Annotated in this window: 11 protein-coding genes; all 11 read right to left on the reverse strand. The window is 41.9% G+C overall.

Annotated features, from left to right (window positions below):
* Window positions 1-81: 81 nt before the first annotated feature.
* The 11 genes from ACN6MV_RS26780 to ACN6MV_RS26830 all read right to left on the reverse strand — a co-directional run bounded on the left by ACN6MV_RS26780 (window position 82) and on the right by ACN6MV_RS26830 (window position 16,515).
* On the reverse strand, window positions 82-1,134 hold the full coding sequence (locus ACN6MV_RS26780) for a bifunctional transcriptional activator/DNA repair enzyme AdaA (RefSeq protein ID WP_042130965.1): 1,053 nt from the start codon (window positions 1,132-1,134) through the stop codon (window positions 82-84).
* A gap of 7 nt (window positions 1,135-1,141) precedes the next feature.
* Window positions 1,142-1,930 carry an isocitrate lyase/PEP mutase family protein gene (locus ACN6MV_RS26785; protein WP_419885230.1) on the reverse strand — a complete coding sequence of 263 codons (789 nt, stop codon included), beginning with the start codon at window positions 1,928-1,930 and terminating at the stop codon, window positions 1,142-1,144.
* Window positions 1,931-2,129: 199 nt separating this feature from the next.
* Complete coding sequence (locus tag ACN6MV_RS26790) at window positions 2,130-3,056, reverse strand: EamA family transporter (protein WP_419886820.1); 927 nt, start codon at window positions 3,054-3,056, stop codon at window positions 2,130-2,132.
* Between the two features lie 223 nt (window positions 3,057-3,279).
* Window positions 3,280-3,852 carry an S-layer homology domain-containing protein gene (locus ACN6MV_RS26795; RefSeq protein ID WP_042130967.1) on the reverse strand — a complete coding sequence of 191 codons (573 nt, stop codon included), beginning with the start codon at window positions 3,850-3,852 and terminating at the stop codon, window positions 3,280-3,282.
* A 67-nt stretch (window positions 3,853-3,919) separates the two neighbouring features.
* On the reverse strand, window positions 3,920-5,749 hold the full coding sequence (locus tag ACN6MV_RS26800) for an FAD-dependent oxidoreductase (RefSeq protein WP_419885231.1): 1,830 nt from the start codon (window positions 5,747-5,749) through the stop codon (window positions 3,920-3,922).
* Window positions 5,750-5,894: 145 nt separating this feature from the next.
* Entirely contained in the window at window positions 5,895-7,169 is a 1,275-nt protein-coding gene (locus ACN6MV_RS26805; RefSeq protein WP_419885232.1) for a MerR family transcriptional regulator, read from the reverse strand.
* A 198-nt stretch (window positions 7,170-7,367) separates the two neighbouring features.
* On the reverse strand, window positions 7,368-10,055 hold the full coding sequence (locus tag ACN6MV_RS26810; protein WP_419885233.1) for a stalk domain-containing protein: 2,688 nt from the start codon (window positions 10,053-10,055) through the stop codon (window positions 7,368-7,370).
* 212 nt (window positions 10,056-10,267) lie between these two features.
* On the reverse strand, window positions 10,268-12,325 hold the full coding sequence (locus ACN6MV_RS26815) for an iron ABC transporter permease (RefSeq protein ID WP_419885234.1): 2,058 nt from the start codon (window positions 12,323-12,325) through the stop codon (window positions 10,268-10,270).
* A gap of 8 nt (window positions 12,326-12,333) precedes the next feature.
* On the reverse strand, window positions 12,334-13,356 hold the full coding sequence (locus tag ACN6MV_RS26820; RefSeq protein WP_419885235.1) for an ABC transporter substrate-binding protein: 1,023 nt from the start codon (window positions 13,354-13,356) through the stop codon (window positions 12,334-12,336).
* A gap of 194 nt (window positions 13,357-13,550) precedes the next feature.
* Window positions 13,551-14,390, reverse strand: a complete 840-nt coding sequence (gene licT, locus ACN6MV_RS26825) for a BglG family transcription antiterminator LicT (protein ID WP_419885236.1) — start codon at window positions 14,388-14,390, stop codon at window positions 13,551-13,553.
* Between the two features lie 280 nt (window positions 14,391-14,670).
* Complete coding sequence (locus ACN6MV_RS26830; protein ID WP_419885237.1) at window positions 14,671-16,515, reverse strand: beta-glucoside-specific PTS transporter subunit IIABC; 1,845 nt, start codon at window positions 16,513-16,515, stop codon at window positions 14,671-14,673.
* Window positions 16,516-16,593: the final 78 nt, after the last annotated feature.

Consider the following 16,593-nt stretch of genomic DNA (forward strand, 5'->3'; position numbering starts at 1 on the left):
TCACTTAATAAAACAATAAAAAACGATGTATCCAGACTTTCAGACACATCGAATTCAATCCATTTTTAGTTGATATACGCCCTACAAACTAATGGTTTTCTCATGTTTGATTAACCATTCTTTTCTTGCAATACCGCCGCCATAGCCTCCTAATTCACCGTTACTATTGATCACTCGATGACATGGAACCAAGATCGATAATTGATTCGCTCCATTAGCCCTTGCTACAGCGCGGCAAGCCGAAGGGTGATTTATATTCTCTGCAAGCTCCTTGTACGAAACCGTTTGACCTATAGGAATTCCTCGTAGTTGATTCCATACATTTTGCTGAAAATCAGATCCAAGATAACGAATCGGCGTTCTGAATTCTATAAGTTTTCCTTCGAAATAAAGATTTAATTCCTCTTCAATTTGCTCTAGCACAGCAACCTTTTCAGGCAAAATCGTTGCATTTAAGCGGGTGCGTAATTTCTTGATTTCATTCTCAAGTCCCTTTCGGTCTACAAACTCCAGCAGTAAAAGGTACTCTTCCTCTGCGATCGCAAGCATAGACCCTAATATCGTTTCTATCCAGGTACAGTGCAGCACTTTAATCTGCTTGGAGTGATTCGGGACGGTGCCCATCGTTCGTGAAAAGGCATCCCTAAATCCATTACTCGAATCGTACCCGCTATCCAGTTGTGCGTTAATGATAGAATCCCCATTCCTGATATGTTTGAATGCCAGTCCTAAACGTCTAGAACGTGCATATTCAATAAAGGTCATTCCGAATTGCTTCTTAAATTGTCTGCGTGCAGTATTTGCACTAATTGACAGCTCATCAAAATCTTTATCTGTCCATTTCCTTTCCGGGTTACGCTCTATAGCTTCAACAAGAAGCTTTACTTCTGAGGACATTTTCGTGGGATTGGACAAAGGCTGGCATCTTTTACACGGTCTATATGAAGCTAACAAGGCTTCTTTGGCTGTTGCGAAAAACTCACAATTTTCTTTATAAGGCTTTTTAGCCGGACAAGTTGGCCTGCACATGATGCCTGTTGTTTTTACGCCGACAAAAAATACACCTTCATAATTGGAGTTTTTTTCGACTAACATCTCATAATATTTATCGATTTGCTGTTTATTCGTGATCATAGTGTCGTTAGCTCATTTCTGAATAATGTGCGGGTGGCTGCAGAATGGACCGGGCATCGTCTTGAAGATGATGCATTGCTTGAAAGTAACTATATGGACCATAGCTAATTCTTTTTACGCCAAGCTCCTGCAATTCAGCATTAGAAATCATACCATCCATCACCATAACATTTACAGGCAGTGGCGACTTTTGCACAAATTGTTCTATCAAACTTTGCTCAGTCAACCCCGGAATAAAAATCGCGTCTGCCCCAGCCTCAGCATAAGCATAGGTACGTTCTATAGCTTCATTTACTAGACCCAGCGAATGCTTCGTTTTTTTGAAAAAGAGATCGGTTCTGGCGTTAATAAACACGTTCTTCTGAAGCTTGGCTGCTACTTGCTGTATCGTTTGAATTCGCTGACTCTGCTCCTTGATTGCCCATAATTCATCGTCCGGATGATTCACCTTTTGATCCTCGAAATTGATCCCGCAGATGCCTAATTGGAATAATTGTTCCATGTTATTGGCTAAGGACTCTTCATCTACAGCATACCCACCCTCAATATCTACCGTCAATGGTACAGATACATGTTCTGCTATTCTAGAAACAGACCACAGAAGCTGCTCAAATGAGAGCTGTTCGCCATCCGAATACCCCCATGCATCCGCCATTGCGAAGCTGCTTGTGGCTATAGCCTTTGAACCTGCTTTTGCTATCGCTTTGGCCGAAGCTACATCCCAACAGTTATATAGCATTAGCGGTTTCTGTTGATTGTGCAGAGATTTAAAATAGTCATAGTCAATTCTGTTCATCAGTGGTCATCTCCATTAAATAGAATAGCACCACTATATAATAGGCATTGATCCGTCATACCAGAAAAATTAACACCAATCTTTTTTTGTACAAGCATAAACGCTTTCGGTGATATACACACTTATATTTTTAAAAAAAGCACCGAGGAATGATCTCATCCTGTAAGGACATGACTCATACCTCGATGCCAGTTTGCACTTAAAGCTCTATTTTACGTAGTGGTTGTTTAGGGGATGGTTTGGGTGACTTTTTCCCTATTCGCATCGGGATGATTTGTGGTGCCGCAATTCCAATTAGAACGACGAAAATTCCAACCCAGCGAAGCAAAGATACATCTTCTTGCAAAACTAATACGGAGGCGACTACAGCTGCCGGCAACTCCGCCGCACCAAGAATCGTTCCCAGGCCTGAACCCAGTTTCGGAACACCAATAGAAAAGAAGAGTACAGGAATAACTATACCAAGCAGCCCTAAAGGAAGACCATACTTCCAAAGACCATCTGTAAGTGCTCCGTCATAAATAAAGGAAGGCGAAAAAACAACCATAATAATAATCATTGCACTTGTAGTCATATACAAGCTTTTATTCACTGCAGGTACCTGCGTAGCCACTCTACCACTAACAAAAATATAGAAAGCAAAAGACACCGCAGACATCAGACCGAAAACAATACCACTCGTAGTCATTTCGCCTACACTAGGTTCTAGAATCCCCCCAGCTAGTATGGTTCCTATCAGAAGGATAACCATCGAAATTATTTTCTCTCGACTAGGCCACTTTCTATCTACAATCGCCTCCAGAATCACACCAATCCAAGTAAATTGGAATAAGAGCACGATCGCAATCGAAGCAGGTAATTGTTCAACGGCAAACCCATAGAAAATACCCGTCATACTAATGGTAATCCCCGCGCCTAATAACGAAGCACCTACCTTTAACCCGAGTTTTTTTCGGGAAAATAACACAACTAACAAGAGCAGCATGCACCATCCAAAAAAGTATTGCGACCCAACCAGTTGCTGCATTCTAAAGCCATCATTCATTCCAAGCTTAACGATCGTGGAGAGCGATCCATAACTACATGCACCTACAAATACTAGTAAAGCATATTTGAGTAACTTCATATTCATCGTAATCTTCTTTCCTTTCTGTTGAACCTTCCTATTGGACCGTCCAAATCACATAATAAAGCCCCTTGTCATCGAAATGACAAGGGGCGACTGAAACCAAAGAATACATCTTTGACAAAATTCCGCCACTCCATCCACTGGATAGAGTTTGGTTTATTTACTTATAACAACACGAATTATAATATGATAAATCACACAGGGTGTCAACTTGAAATGTTTACATTAACTGAAACAACCGATACACAATTACTGCTGCCTGAGCCCGAGTAGCATGTGCTTTAGGTGCAAAGCTGTCCTTGCCAACCCCTTGAATGATGTTTGCACCACTCATAGATTGAACAGCCTCTAGCGCATAGCCCGAAATACCAGATGCATCTGTGAAAAGAGCTGGCTCTCCCCATCCTGTTACCGGAAGCTTGGCGAATTGTGCCGCACGATAAGCCATCAATGCCATTTCCTCACGGCTGATGGATTCATTGGCGCCAAAGGTTCCATCCGGTCTGCCCTGAACAATACCGAGCTTCGCGGCGGCAGCAACGGAGCTATAGTACCAGTCATTCAGCCCAACATCCTGGAATGTACTTACTGCGTTGACATCATCCAGTTCTAGAGCAAGCATCAACATCTTCAGGAACTGTGCCCGAGTTACATCCAACTGTGGCCCGAAGGTATGATCTCCTATGCCCAGCAGGATTTCTCTGGCGGCAAGAGCTTGAATACTATGTTGTGCCCAGCCTAGTCCAGCTATATCATTAAAGGTGTAACAATAAAAAGGCAAAAACCACTTCATCAAGCCCTTTGCTCCATGAAGGTTTTTTGCCTTATTGTTTATTGAATTCTATTTATCTGCACAAGATTCATTTTCCATCGACAACTGCTTTGGCAGCATGTTCTCCGCTCAGTCGACCGCTAGTTAAGGCATATTGCACAGCACTACCGGTCATGTACACTTGATTGTACAAATAGCGATTGGCTGCTTCTCCGCCTGCGTAAAGATTGTTAATGATAGATCCATCTTCTTTTACAACCCTATAGTTCTCGTCAATTTTCAAGCCGCCAAAAGTCCCCATCGTTCTAGGGTAATTCTTAATCGCATAGAAAGGTCCTTTGTTCACTGCAACAAGCGTTGCCGCTTCTTTTCCAAAAGCATCTTTGCCTGAAGTGACGCCTGCATTGAAAGTATCCATTGTTGTTACTAGTGCATCTCCAGGTAGCTGCATGGCAGAAGATAATTCTGCAATAGTATTTCCAGTAGCAATCTCATCACTTGGAAGCTTAGCTTCCAGTGTTTTAATCACTTCCGCATTAGCAACACTAGAATCGAGAACCACCCACACTTGTTCATTCTTAGCTGCCTTATTTGTTACAAGGGCGTAATGGCTATTTTCATTCATGTAACGCTCGCCCTTTTCATTCACATATACCTTCGTTGTATCCCACTCTAGGGCACTCAAGCCAGGAATACGAGCAGTCATCCCTAAACCGATGATCCATGGGTCTTCATAAAGAGCAGCTCCTAATTTCTCTGCCATAAGAATTCCATCCCCTGTACTACCTGCACCTGCTGCACTGATATCCATGTTCTCAACAAATTCTGGCAAGAACTCCTTCATTAATTCCTCACTCTTAGCAAAACCACCCGAAGCAATGATCACCTTTTTAGCATGAACGATCAGCTTGCTTTCAGCATTCTCAGCCGTAACTCCGATCACATCGCCTTTATCATTCGTGATTAGCTCGGTAGCTTTGGTCTCCGTAAGGATGTCGTTTCCTTTATCCCTAAGTGTCTTTTCCATATTTGCGATTAAGCTTGCTCCACCTGCTTCAGGAAAATGCAGGCGAGCTACAGGATCAACGCCATAACCTTGTACACTTGCATATTTATGATTCATGGTATCTACTAACCATTCTGTCGTATCTACAGCAGCATCCATAAAAGTACGCACCCGATCGTAATCTGGATACTTACTCTCCGGATTACTTGTGCTTTGACGTTCCTTCCACAGCTCTAACCATGACTCTGGTGAGTCTTCAATGCCTTGCTCTTTTTGAAAACGAGTGCCCGTTGCCCCGATTGCTCCACCAGACAAAGCTGTTGAACCACCTAGCGTTGCTAATTTTTCTAATACGATAACTTTGGCACCATTCTCAAAAGCGGATCCAGCCGCAGCAAGCCCTGTACCGCCTCCACCAATAATGACAACATCAGTGGTTAACTCCGTTGCCTTTTGCTCCTTAGCATCCGTTACAGCTGCCACCTTAAGCGCCTCTACATCTCCACCCGCTTGTTTGACGCAATCCTCCACTGCAGTAAGAATTGCCTTCGAGGAGTTCGTTGCACCAGATACAGCATCAACAGCCAATGTCTGTCTCTCAACAATTTGCTGCGGAATACGTTCGAACGGCGTATCACTAAGACCTTTGGTTTCACTTTGTTCCTTCACTACAACTGAGACGATCGATTGCTCGTCGAACACTACTTCAACCGTCACATCGCCATTGTTACCAGCGGCTGTCGCCGTATATGTCCCTGCTTTATACATAGCAGAAGCTGAGGCAGTATCTGACTTGGCACTAGTGGCAGTCTCTGAAGCAGATAGTGAACACGCCGCTAAACTTAACAGCAATACAAGACCTAATAACAACAAACTTACCCTTTTCAAATTCCTTTTCAAATTCCTTTTCATTCTTGTTCCCCCTTGATCTATAAGCACGTAATGATTACTACCCTGAGTGTAAATTCTGGGGTCATCACCACGTCAAGGGAACTTTGTGAAAAAAAGCACATTAAAAAGCGCGAAAAAAAGAAAAGTATGGGGTTAACCCAATATTTTAGGAAATCAAATTTTGTCTTCTTTTCCGCTCAAATTCGTTCGCAGTTGAAATGTTATCGATCTGACTTTTTTTCCTGCCCGCATACAGCATTAGATATTGTTCTTTATCATTCATATCAATATAGGGGTTATTCTCAAGAACCGGACCGATTTCTGCAACCTCTAGCTGTGAAAAATACAAAGCATCCAATCTTTCCAATATTCTATTTTTATTAAAGTAATCTCTTAATTCAAGCGGAATGTTTATGAAGTCCTTGCTTTTCGTTCCGATATGAGGATAGGCACCCGTGAGAAGACCCTCTTCTTTTAAAAACGGCGATACAATATCTAATAAGGATTTATTCGTTGATTTAGCGTATATTCTGCTCATCCAATGATCGATGATGATATCCATAGAGGATTCTGCAATCGGTAATTGATCCATGGCACAGCAGAAAAAGATGAAGTTACTATGCTCATGCTGTTGCACTAAATTATCCTTCACACTCGTTATTCTGTCCTTGTCATGACAAATAAGCACATAAGTGCAGCCTTTAGGCAGGTAATCAATATACTGCATTAGAAATCTACCCACACAATTATCTAACTCCATGATATATTTAGGGCTATTTCCGTGGTTTAAAATATAGTCGATGATCGTATGAGTTCCGTTATACATAAAATTCACAAACTTCGGCGAAGTCACCTCGAGGAATTTTTTCTTCGAAGGGATCTCAATCTTTTTCCTTACCGCCTTCTTATCGATGTAGATTCCATCCTCTATCACAGCAATGTAACCGCATTCACAATGAACAGTAGCTTCGATCAGCATACTTTTTTCTACAATCCCGTCACTGATCTCCAAAGCTTGCTTGCAACAAGGGCAATATAATAATCCTGTAGAGGACAGAGGAAATCCCAGTCTTTTCTTTTCACTGATTCCATACCTTTTCAACTCATTGATTCGATCTTTCAGGAGGAAGTCAATCTCTTTACATCTTTGCTGTTCTTTCAGATTCTGCTCTTTTTTTCGCTCCAGTAAGGATAAATAGAAATCTCTGAACTCATCTGTCTTTTCACCGCCAATGCGATTGAAGCATAAAATCTCCTGAATTTCAGTCAGCGAAAAATCCAACTGCTTCAGCATCGTAATTTTTTCGATATCACAGCTATCTTCTTCACTAAATTTATACTGCCAGCCCTGTTTTTCAGCAACTAGAAGGCCCATATCTATATAATGGCGAATGGTATCTTGCGTCACGTTATTCTTTTTGGAGAATTCACCAATTTTCATTTTTCTTTGCTCCTTTTTAGTCATATGAGGTACAAGATTTCAGGATCGTAACATAATTAATTGTGAAAAATAGCACAAACTTCTCGGTTACTACTATATCATGAAACTCAAGGAAATTATGTACATAAAACAAAAGCCTGACCATTAGTGGCCAGGCTAAAAGAGCTAAAAGTCTCATTCCAATTCCATATCGTACGTTTAATCTCTTCCGTCACGCCCTGAGCTTAATTCAAACTCCTCCGTTGAATTTGAAAGACCGCCATTCTGCATACCGCTATTATTGGCTACAGCAAGAACATACACCTTATACTTAATACCTTTAACAATTGAATTGCCGTTAACATCCCTTATCGCAGTGAATGTTGAAGGATTCGTCCCGTTAGGGGTTACCGACGAATAATAAGAGGAATTCACCGCAAGTGCATCCGCCGTACCAAACCCTTGTTTAGACGGAACCACCAATACTCGGTATTCTGAGATGTTGGATTCATTGGCTGATTTGTCGAAACTGATCAGGATTCTACCATTGTCTTCTCTATACGTTACATTTGTTACAGAGATCACCGGACTTTTATTCGCAGATAACGTAATGGCTGATGATTCCCCGGAAATTGCATTTGGACCCGCATAATTTCCGTTGCCGGCAGATAATACATACACTTTATAACTAATTCCAGCCTTTATTAAATTACCACGTACGTCTCTGGCGGAAGAATCTAATACTTGACTGGTACTGCTGCCCGATGTGCTTACCGAGGTGTAATTAGCACTGGATACATTATTTGCATCAGACAGGCTAAAACTGCTGTAATCAGACGTAGGTACCACCATAATCCGGTATTGGTTGATGTAAGTTTCATCTGTGGCGTGGTTAAACGATACCTGCAAATCCCGGCCGTCGCCGTAGTCATTAACATCGCTAACATTCAAGTTTGTAACAGCCTTTAGGCTGGAATTATTAAACAATGTAACTATCGGTGAAGCGGAAGAGAGCTCATTAGAATCCGAATAACCTCCGCTTCCAACAGATAACACATACACTCTATAGCTACTCCCACTCTTAATCAGATCACCGAGAACATCTCTAGTTGACGAATACAAGACCTGATTTGTAGAAGACCCACTTGTACTAACAGCTGTATAGTTGCCACTTACTACATTATTAGCTGCGTATAAATCAAAACTGCCATAATATGACGTTGGAACTACCATAATTCGGTACTGACTGATATAGGTTTCGTCCGTTGCATGAGTAAATGACACTCTCAAATCTCGGCCATCTCCATAATCATAAACATCGCTGACACTGAGGTTATAGACTGTGCTCACACTGGAATCATAAATTAATGTAATTACTGATGAAGCATTCGAAAGAACATTCCCTCCTGAATTACTTCCGCTTCCAATAGATAAGATATATACTTTGTAGCTGACTCCATTCTTTATCAAAGCTCCACGTACATCTCTGGCTGACGAGCTCAATGTTAGGCTGGTTGAAGTACCATTTGTACTAGCCGCTGTATAGTTGGCATTTGTTACATTATTGGCTTCGGCTAAACTAAAGCTGCTGTAATATGACGTTGGAACCACCATGATCCGGTACTGGCTAATATAGGTTTCGTCCGTCGCATGAGTAAATGACACCCTTAAATCTCGGCCATCATTATAGTTGCTAACGTCGCTGACAGTTAAGTTAGAGACACCTATGTTGGTCAGTGTTATTGCAGAGGAAACAGAAGACAATACATTATTAGCTGCATTGCTGTTATCCATCGCCATAACAAACACTCTATAGCTTACGCCTGTTTTAAGAAGTGCTCCGTCTGTATCTCTGGATGCTGAAGATAAAATTTGAGTGATATTATTCCCTGTCTTACTGACTAGCGTGCTGTTCGCACTAGATACATTATTGGCTGTGGTTAAATTAAAATTCGAATAATTATTACCTTTAACAACGAATATCCGATAAGAACTTATCTTCGACTCATCTGACAGCTTATTGAAGCTGACCGATAAATCTCTTCCATCCCCATAATCACTTATATCATTTACTTGTACATTATTTATTGCTGTTACAGTCTTATTCACTAGTGTTATAGAGGAGGACCCAATAGAAAGTGCACTGGTATTACTTCCTTTGCCAACCGTCAAGACATACGCCACATACGCTTGATTATTCTTAATTGAATCACCATCAACAGTCCTCGAAATGGATGTTAATTTAATCGAAGGATTTGTGCCTGTCGGTAATACCGTAGAATAATTGTAAGAGGCTACCGCTTGTGCGGATGACAGGTTGAGAATATTCCCTGACTTCACAATCAGAACACGGTAATGATCTACTAGAGATTCATTAACTGCTCGTGTGAAGCTAACCTGAAGATCCCGACCGTCACCATAATCACTCACATCCTGCGCTACTATGTTAGATACTGGTCCAGCGTTTCCAACATTCGAGGCAGAAGTCGTTATAGTTACAACTTGCGTCTTAGGGTTCCATCCCACTTCATGGCCCAGCGCTTCACTGACGAACCTTGTTGGGACCATCGTTCTCCCCTTCAGATTTAAACCAGGCACGTCTAGCGTTACAGCCTTATTGTTAATGGTGGCTGTCTTTGAGCCAATCTTTAACATAATCGTTGTATTATCTTTAGTCGCAGTTACAGTTTGTGCCTTTTGATCCCACTTGATGGAGGCATTAAAGGCCTCAAAAATAGCCCGCAGCGGTACCATCGTCCGCCCGTTCACCATTACCGGTGCTTGATCTGTAGACAATCGAACACCGTCAATAATAATACTGATCGGAGTAGCAGCCTTCACTGAAGATTGAAACATCATCGGAAAGGCTACTAAAACCACTAAAATTGAAATCCATAACTTTTTCACAAATCCACCCTCCTGGAATGACGAATACATTTTTTACCTACTTATTTGACGCCTCTAAGTATATAAAAGTTTCATGATTTATAGGTTACAAAAAAATAATCTTCCCCATCAGTCCATGATGGAAGACGGGGTATGCGCTCAGAGAAAAAAGAGAGAGCGGTATTACCACTCTCTCTCCTTCCAGTACTCAAATTATTTAGCTTGGCGAAGATTTACACTTTTCTAACCTGTGATCTATACATTAGAAATAGGAAATACGGAGCTCCGATCAACATAATAATAAGGCCTGATGGGATTTCTTTCGGTGCCATTATGGTTCTTCCCAGCGTATCCGCAATCACGAGCATCAATCCGCCAAGTAATCCTGACAGAACAATAGATCGTCTTGTGTGATGCCCAATCATCATCCGTACCGCATGCGGCGCCATAAGTCCGAGGAACCCAATGGTTCCTACACTTGCAACGGCTCCCGCTGCAAGCATCACACCGATAATCATCGCCCAAAGTCGAGTTCCGCGAACGGGCAGACCCAAACCTGTTGAACTCTCATCTCCAAATGCTAATAAATCGAATCTGCGTCCTAAATAATAAGCCATTGGAACAAGTACAATCAAAAAGATAAACAAGCTATTAAATTGATTCCAGCTTCGTCCGTAAGTCGAACCCGTTAACCAAATTAAGGAGCTGCTGCTCCATAAACTTCCCTTAACGATCATAACCTGTATTCCCGCAGAGGCAATGGCTGATACAGCGATTCCAAGCAGAATAAGGACAGATGGATTCAAGGCTCTACGCCATGCCATAACAAACACAAAGGCTGCAGCTAGAGCACCACCCGCAATTGCTGCAATGGGGACCGCTATTACCGTCAGTGCCGGAAAAGCGATCATCACAGTTAGCGCCCCCAATCCAGCACCCGAGGTCACACCAATAATGGAGGCATCAGCCAGCGGATTTCGGACAGCGCTTTGAATCAAGACACCGCTAATGGCAAGCGCTATACCGCCGCCAGCCGCAACAAGTGTACGCGGAAGTCGTAAATTCAACAGGACGGAATACGATCCATCTCCGCTGTGGACAAGACTGCTCAACAAATCCCTGATCGGTATTCTCGTTCCCCCAAGTGACAAACTCACAAGGATAACAACAATGAGCAGGACGGTCATAAATATGACCGTCGGAACAAAGCGCATCCGAAGCGCTGTTCCGCCTATATTCATAGATGACTGACCAGAGCCTGAACCTGAGATATTTTTCATCTTGGTGAGGACTAGCCAAATGAGCCAAGGCGCTCCAATGATCGCCATAACTGCCCCAACTGGCATCTCCCCTACACTGCTACGAACCACGCGCGCAAGCGTATCCGCTGCCGTAATGAGCAGGGCTCCCCACAACGCACTTGCAGGAATGAGCAGGTGGTGCTTTCGAATACCACTAAGCCGAACCAGATGAGGAGCCACTAGACCAACAAATCCGATCGGACCGACCACGCTGACCACGACCGCAGCCAATAATACAGATAAACCTAGACCTAAACCCCGTGCCAATCCAACACGTTGCCCAAGCGAGCGGGCAGTGGATTCATCAAGCTCCAGCGCATCAAATTGTCTACCTGCGAGCATAGCTGCTATAAGCAATGGAATTACAAACGGCCAGGCATACTTAACACCGTCCCAATCTAGCTGTATCAATGAGCCTGAGCCCCATAAGAATAGGTTTTGTGTTTCGTTCTTGTTAAAAATATGTAGGGCCGATGTAAAAGCTCCGAGAACCATAGACACAATCATACCTGATAATGCCAATCGGACAGGCGTAGCCCCTTTGCCACCGCTCAACAAATAAGCGGCTAATGCGGCAAGCAGTCCCCCTGCTACTGCAAGCAAGAATGGGAACTGATGCTGCAAAGCTGGAAAAGTAACCATTCCAAGGACAACCATAAAATAAGCTCCGGCATTAATCCCTAATGTATCTGAGGAAGCGAGCGGATTCTTCGTTATCGTTTGCAGTAATGCTCCAGCCGCAGCCAGGGCGGCCCCAGCCAGTAGGCCTATCACCGTACGCGGCATCCGGATATCCCAGAGCAGATTATGTTCCATCACATCCTGGCGATTCAGCAATCCCTCCAACACCGTAGCTGCAGGGATTTTGGCTTCACCGAAGCCTAGGCTTAGAATGGACAGAACAAAGAGGGCGGCAAGGCCGCCCCCAAATATTACAATGATACGCCAGATCATTCCACTTGAGGCTTCTTTTCTGCTCTTCCCGTTCATAAAAGCACTCATTTCGTTAATGTATTTATAACTTCATCCACGATAACTTTGGAGGAGATCGGACCGCCGAAAACCCAAGTAGTACTGCTCAATCCGAAAGTACGATTCTCTTTCACAAAGTTAAGGCCGTTCCACACGGAATTATCCTTCAGCTCTTTCGTGAAAATATTATCATCCTTCTGGACGATATACATCAGGTTAGTATCCTGAACAGCCGGCAATGCTTCAACCGTTGATGTAGTGAAGCCGTAAGCTTCGAATTTTTCGGGTTTCCAGTCGTTCTTCAAACCAATCCGCTCCAATGTTTGTACAGCAAGTGAGTTATCTGTAAAAAGACGCAATGTTGCTGCATTCTGGTAGCTGTAAGCTTGCGTCAGCACGTAATTCAAGCCTTCTTTACCTGCTTCAGCCAGCTTTGCCTTCGCTTCCGCATAATGTGCATCCAGGTCAGCAAGAACGTTGTCACCCTCCGCGGTTTTACCTACAGCCGCTGCAATCGTTTTGAAAGTATCTTCCATCAACGTATACTGATTGCCTTGTCCTTCTTCCGGGTACAGACCGAAAATCAGTGTTGGAGCGATGCCTTTTAATTGATCATAAATTCCTTCGTGTCCACCCGTATTCGCAATAATCAAATCTGGTTTTAATGAAGCAATGGTCTCTAGATCCGGCTCGTCGCGTGAACCAACATCCGTTACGCTTGCATCGAGTGGTACCTCAGAAGTTACATATAACTTGTAGTTTTCGTTATCGGCGTTCCCCACCGGCTGCATTCCGAGCGCAATAATATCTTCTGTAAATGTCCACTCCAGAACTACAACCTTTTGTGCTGGTTTATCCAACTTAACCTCGCCTTTAGAATCTTTTAATACGATCGGACCGCTTGTAGATTCACTACTTGCATTTTCAGAGGCTGGTTTGTCATTTGCTCCCGCGGTCGATGTTGAATTATTCTTTTGGTTAGTACCACATCCAGATACTACCAATATGATAGCGATAACCATAAATAAACTAATTAACCTTTTGTGCATTCTCTTTATCCCCCTGTATGTACCGCTCGAAGTTATATTCTATGATAATTGTTATCATCCTATTGATAATGATTATCATAGAGAACATAATAGTTATCTTATACGTGATTCCGCTGAAAGTCAAAGTTAAAATTTAATATTCACTAAAAAAAATCCTAATAAATCAAGGGCTTCCTTGATCATTAGGATGTTTTCTACTCCATTTTTTGGTTTGTAATTCTTTCAATGTGTATGGTGAGATACAGCATTTCATCATTTGTTAATTCACGATTGTATGTTTTATCAATATAGATTTTTATTTTCTCAACGCTGGCGAAAGCTTCTTTGTATTGCTCCTTCACTAAATTAAATAGGCCATTCTCATTATCCGGCGGTGGAGTGCCGTTGATGAGACGTTGGGCAAAAAATTTCAAGTGAGTGATAAACCGATAATAAGCGAGGGACTCCTCATCATACTCTAGTCTAAAATGATGCTTCACTATATTTAATATATCATTCATTATCTTCGTAATATTCACCATATTGGGCATCTCTTCATTTAATTCAGCATTCACCAGATGGAGAGCAATATGTCCTGCCTCATCCTCGGGAAGCATAATGCCGAACTTTGAGTGAATAATTTGAAGTGCAGCTTTCCCAACCTCGTATTCTTCCTTATAGAACTTTTTAATTTCCCAAAGCATAGCGTTTTTAATCTTCATTCCTTTTGAGAATCGCTCCAAAGCAAAGCTGATATGATCGGTCAGACTAACATAGATGCTATCGTCCAACATTTTACCGAGTTGCAGTTTGGCAAAGTTGATAATCTCTTCTGAAAGCTCCATATGCTCTATTGGAATCTCGGAAAGAAGCGTTTTTAGCTTATCTGATAGTTTTTGATTGTTTAACGTAAATATTTTTTCAATTTTGTCTTCTTCTAAGATGTCTCCTCGTTTTTTCTTAAAAGCAAGGCCTCTCCCCATGATTACCAATTCAATATTTTGATCATCTATGACGGTAACTACATTATTGTTTAATATTTTTTCAATCTGCATGCTACAACTCCTTGTACCAAAAATTAAAAAAGGCAAAACCAAAAGTAACCATTAAACAAATGGCTTAACTTCGGGTTTTGCCTGCACGACCAGTAACAATCCACAATTATTAATTTATAAAAATCATACCATGGACTTATTTAATCGACAAGCATCTAGCAATCCTTTCCATTATGCGCAACTAGCTATATTTTTATTATGTTTTTCATAAAAAAATCGACCTCTCAGCATCCATACTAAGAGATCGATTTCGTTTTAATTCTTATGACCTGCCACTAAATCAAACTACTATCGTCAACAAATCTTCGCCCGGTGTGATCGCTGCTTTTTTAGTGCCAATAACGTCACTATAGTTAGCTGTATTGGTAATAATGATCGGTGTTGTACTTTGATAGCCTTCATTTTTAATTTGCTCGAGATCGAATTCAATCAGTAGGTCACCCTGTTTAACTGTTGCTCCTTCTTCCACCTTCACATCAAAGTATTTACCCTTTAACTTCACAGTTTCTATACCGATATGAATCAGAACTTCAACGCCATCATCCGATACGACTGCAATACAATGACCTGTTCTAAAAATGGTGGATACAACCCCGCTTACTGGGGAGTACAGCTTACCTTCTGAAGGTTCAATTGCCATTCCCTTGCCCATTGCTTCAGAAGCAAATGCAGCATCATCTACGGAGGATAAAGGGATTACGTTACCGGCAAGAGGGCTTGCAACCGTTGTACTTTTCACAGCGTGAGGCAGAATAACCTCATTGTTCTCAGAACTCGTTGTTTCTTCCTCAGCGATCACTTTCTTTTTGTCTTCAAAACCAAAGAACATCGTAATCACCATAGCCAATATAATCGTCCCAAGAGCTATGATCGCTTGAATAGCCAAAGGAGAGAATGCCGGAAGACTTAATACGCTCACAAATGCGAATACATCCATTTTTACACCAGCAAGACCCGACATTGCTCCACCTAGACCACCGGCAATGGATACATAAATAAAAGTCCGTTTGTAACGTGTCAACAATCCGTAAATAATAGGTTCAGTTACGCCTGAGAGCGCTCCTGGTAAAAAGGTACTTCCGGCTAATGTTTTCAGCTTTTTGTCTTTTGTTTTTAAGAAAATACCTAAGGCAACACCAAGTTGAGCGAAAATAGCCATGCCTGCCATTGCATAGATTGGATCTCCGCCCTTAGCAATGTTTTCAAGAATAATCGGAACGAGTCCCCAATGCAAACCGAGTACAGTCAGGTACGTCCAGGAAATCCCCACGATTGCACCCGTAATAATGCCACTCTTACTACTTAAGAACACAATAGCGTCCCCGATTAAGTTCCCTACATTTACTCCAAATGGTCCGAAAACCAAAATCGTCAAAGGAACAATCACCATCAAACAAAGCATAGGTACCAAGAACAATTGTAAATCCTTGTGTATAAACTTTCTTAGTTGCTTATCTAGTAAAGCATATATACAGATGGCGATGAAAATCGGAAAAACGCTCGATGAATAATCCGACATTACTAAAGGAATACCTAGAAAATGTGGAGATTCAACACTGGCTAATCCCGTAATATTTGGTTCGAGTAAAGCCGCACCGATAGCGCCCCCTACGTAAGCATTTACACCAAGTCTAATCGATAACGTAATGCCTAGGAAAATTGGCAGAAAGTAAAACACGGCATTACTAGCGCCGGCTAGTACTTTGTAAGTCTCACCATCCGCCGCTAAAACATTTAACGAAGTCAGTACGGTTAATAGCGCTTTCAACATACCCGCACCCGCTAAGGCACCAATTAAAGGTGAGAAGCTTCTAGAAATCACATCAAAAATCAAAGTTCCTATAGGTTTCTTAACCGTATTATCGCCAGAATTACTATTAGGGGATATGGATTTGCTTATCTCTTTATAAACATCAGCAACATGGGTACCCACAATAACTTGGAATTGTCCCCCTTTGCTAACTGCACCAATAATCCCTTCCATTTTATCCAGCTTTTCTTTATCAACTTTCTGTTCATTATTAAGCGTGAATCTTAGTCGAGTAGCACAGTGAATTACGTTGTTAATATTTTTCTCTCCACCGACAGATTGAATGATGTCTTTACCCAGCTGTTCATAACTCATTATCCTACACCCCTTTGGTAACCGATATATTAATCAATCGAGAAGGAATGAACGCAAAAAAACCTAAATCACATTTAT

Source organism: Paenibacillus sp. B-A-8, assembly GCF_048572915.1.
Lineage (GTDB): Bacteria > Bacillota > Bacilli > Paenibacillales > Paenibacillaceae > Paenibacillus_AQ.

What these genes read in the sequence shown, in the direction of transcription:
- ACN6MV_RS26780 (WP_042130965.1), bottom strand. Translation starts at nt 1,134, where the DNA reads ATGATCACGAATAAACAGCAAATCGATAAATATTATGAGATGTTAGTC.
- ACN6MV_RS26820 (WP_419885235.1), bottom strand. Translation starts at nt 13,356, where the DNA reads ATGCACAAAAGGTTAATTAGTTTATTTATGGTTATCGCTATCATATTG.
- ACN6MV_RS26805 (WP_419885232.1), bottom strand. Translation starts at nt 7,169, where the DNA reads ATGAAAATTGGTGAATTCTCCAAAAAGAATAACGTGACGCAAGATACC.
- ACN6MV_RS26790 (WP_419886820.1), bottom strand. Translation starts at nt 3,056, where the DNA reads ATGAAGTTACTCAAATATGCTTTACTAGTATTTGTAGGTGCATGTAGT.
- ACN6MV_RS26800 (WP_419885231.1), bottom strand. Translation starts at nt 5,749, where the DNA reads ATGAAAAGGAATTTGAAAAGGAATTTGAAAAGGGTAAGTTTGTTGTTA.
- ACN6MV_RS26815 (WP_419885234.1), bottom strand. Translation starts at nt 12,325, where the DNA reads ATGAACGGGAAGAGCAGAAAAGAAGCCTCAAGTGGAATGATCTGGCGT.
- ACN6MV_RS26795 (WP_042130967.1), bottom strand. Translation starts at nt 3,852, where the DNA reads ATGAAGTGGTTTTTGCCTTTTTATTGTTACACCTTTAATGATATAGCT.
- ACN6MV_RS26830 (WP_419885237.1), bottom strand. Translation starts at nt 16,515, where the DNA reads ATGAGTTATGAACAGCTGGGTAAAGACATCATTCAATCTGTCGGTGGA.
- licT (WP_419885236.1), bottom strand. Translation starts at nt 14,390, where the DNA reads ATGCAGATTGAAAAAATATTAAACAATAATGTAGTTACCGTCATAGAT.
- ACN6MV_RS26785 (WP_419885230.1), bottom strand. Translation starts at nt 1,930, where the DNA reads ATGAACAGAATTGACTATGACTATTTTAAATCTCTGCACAATCAACAG.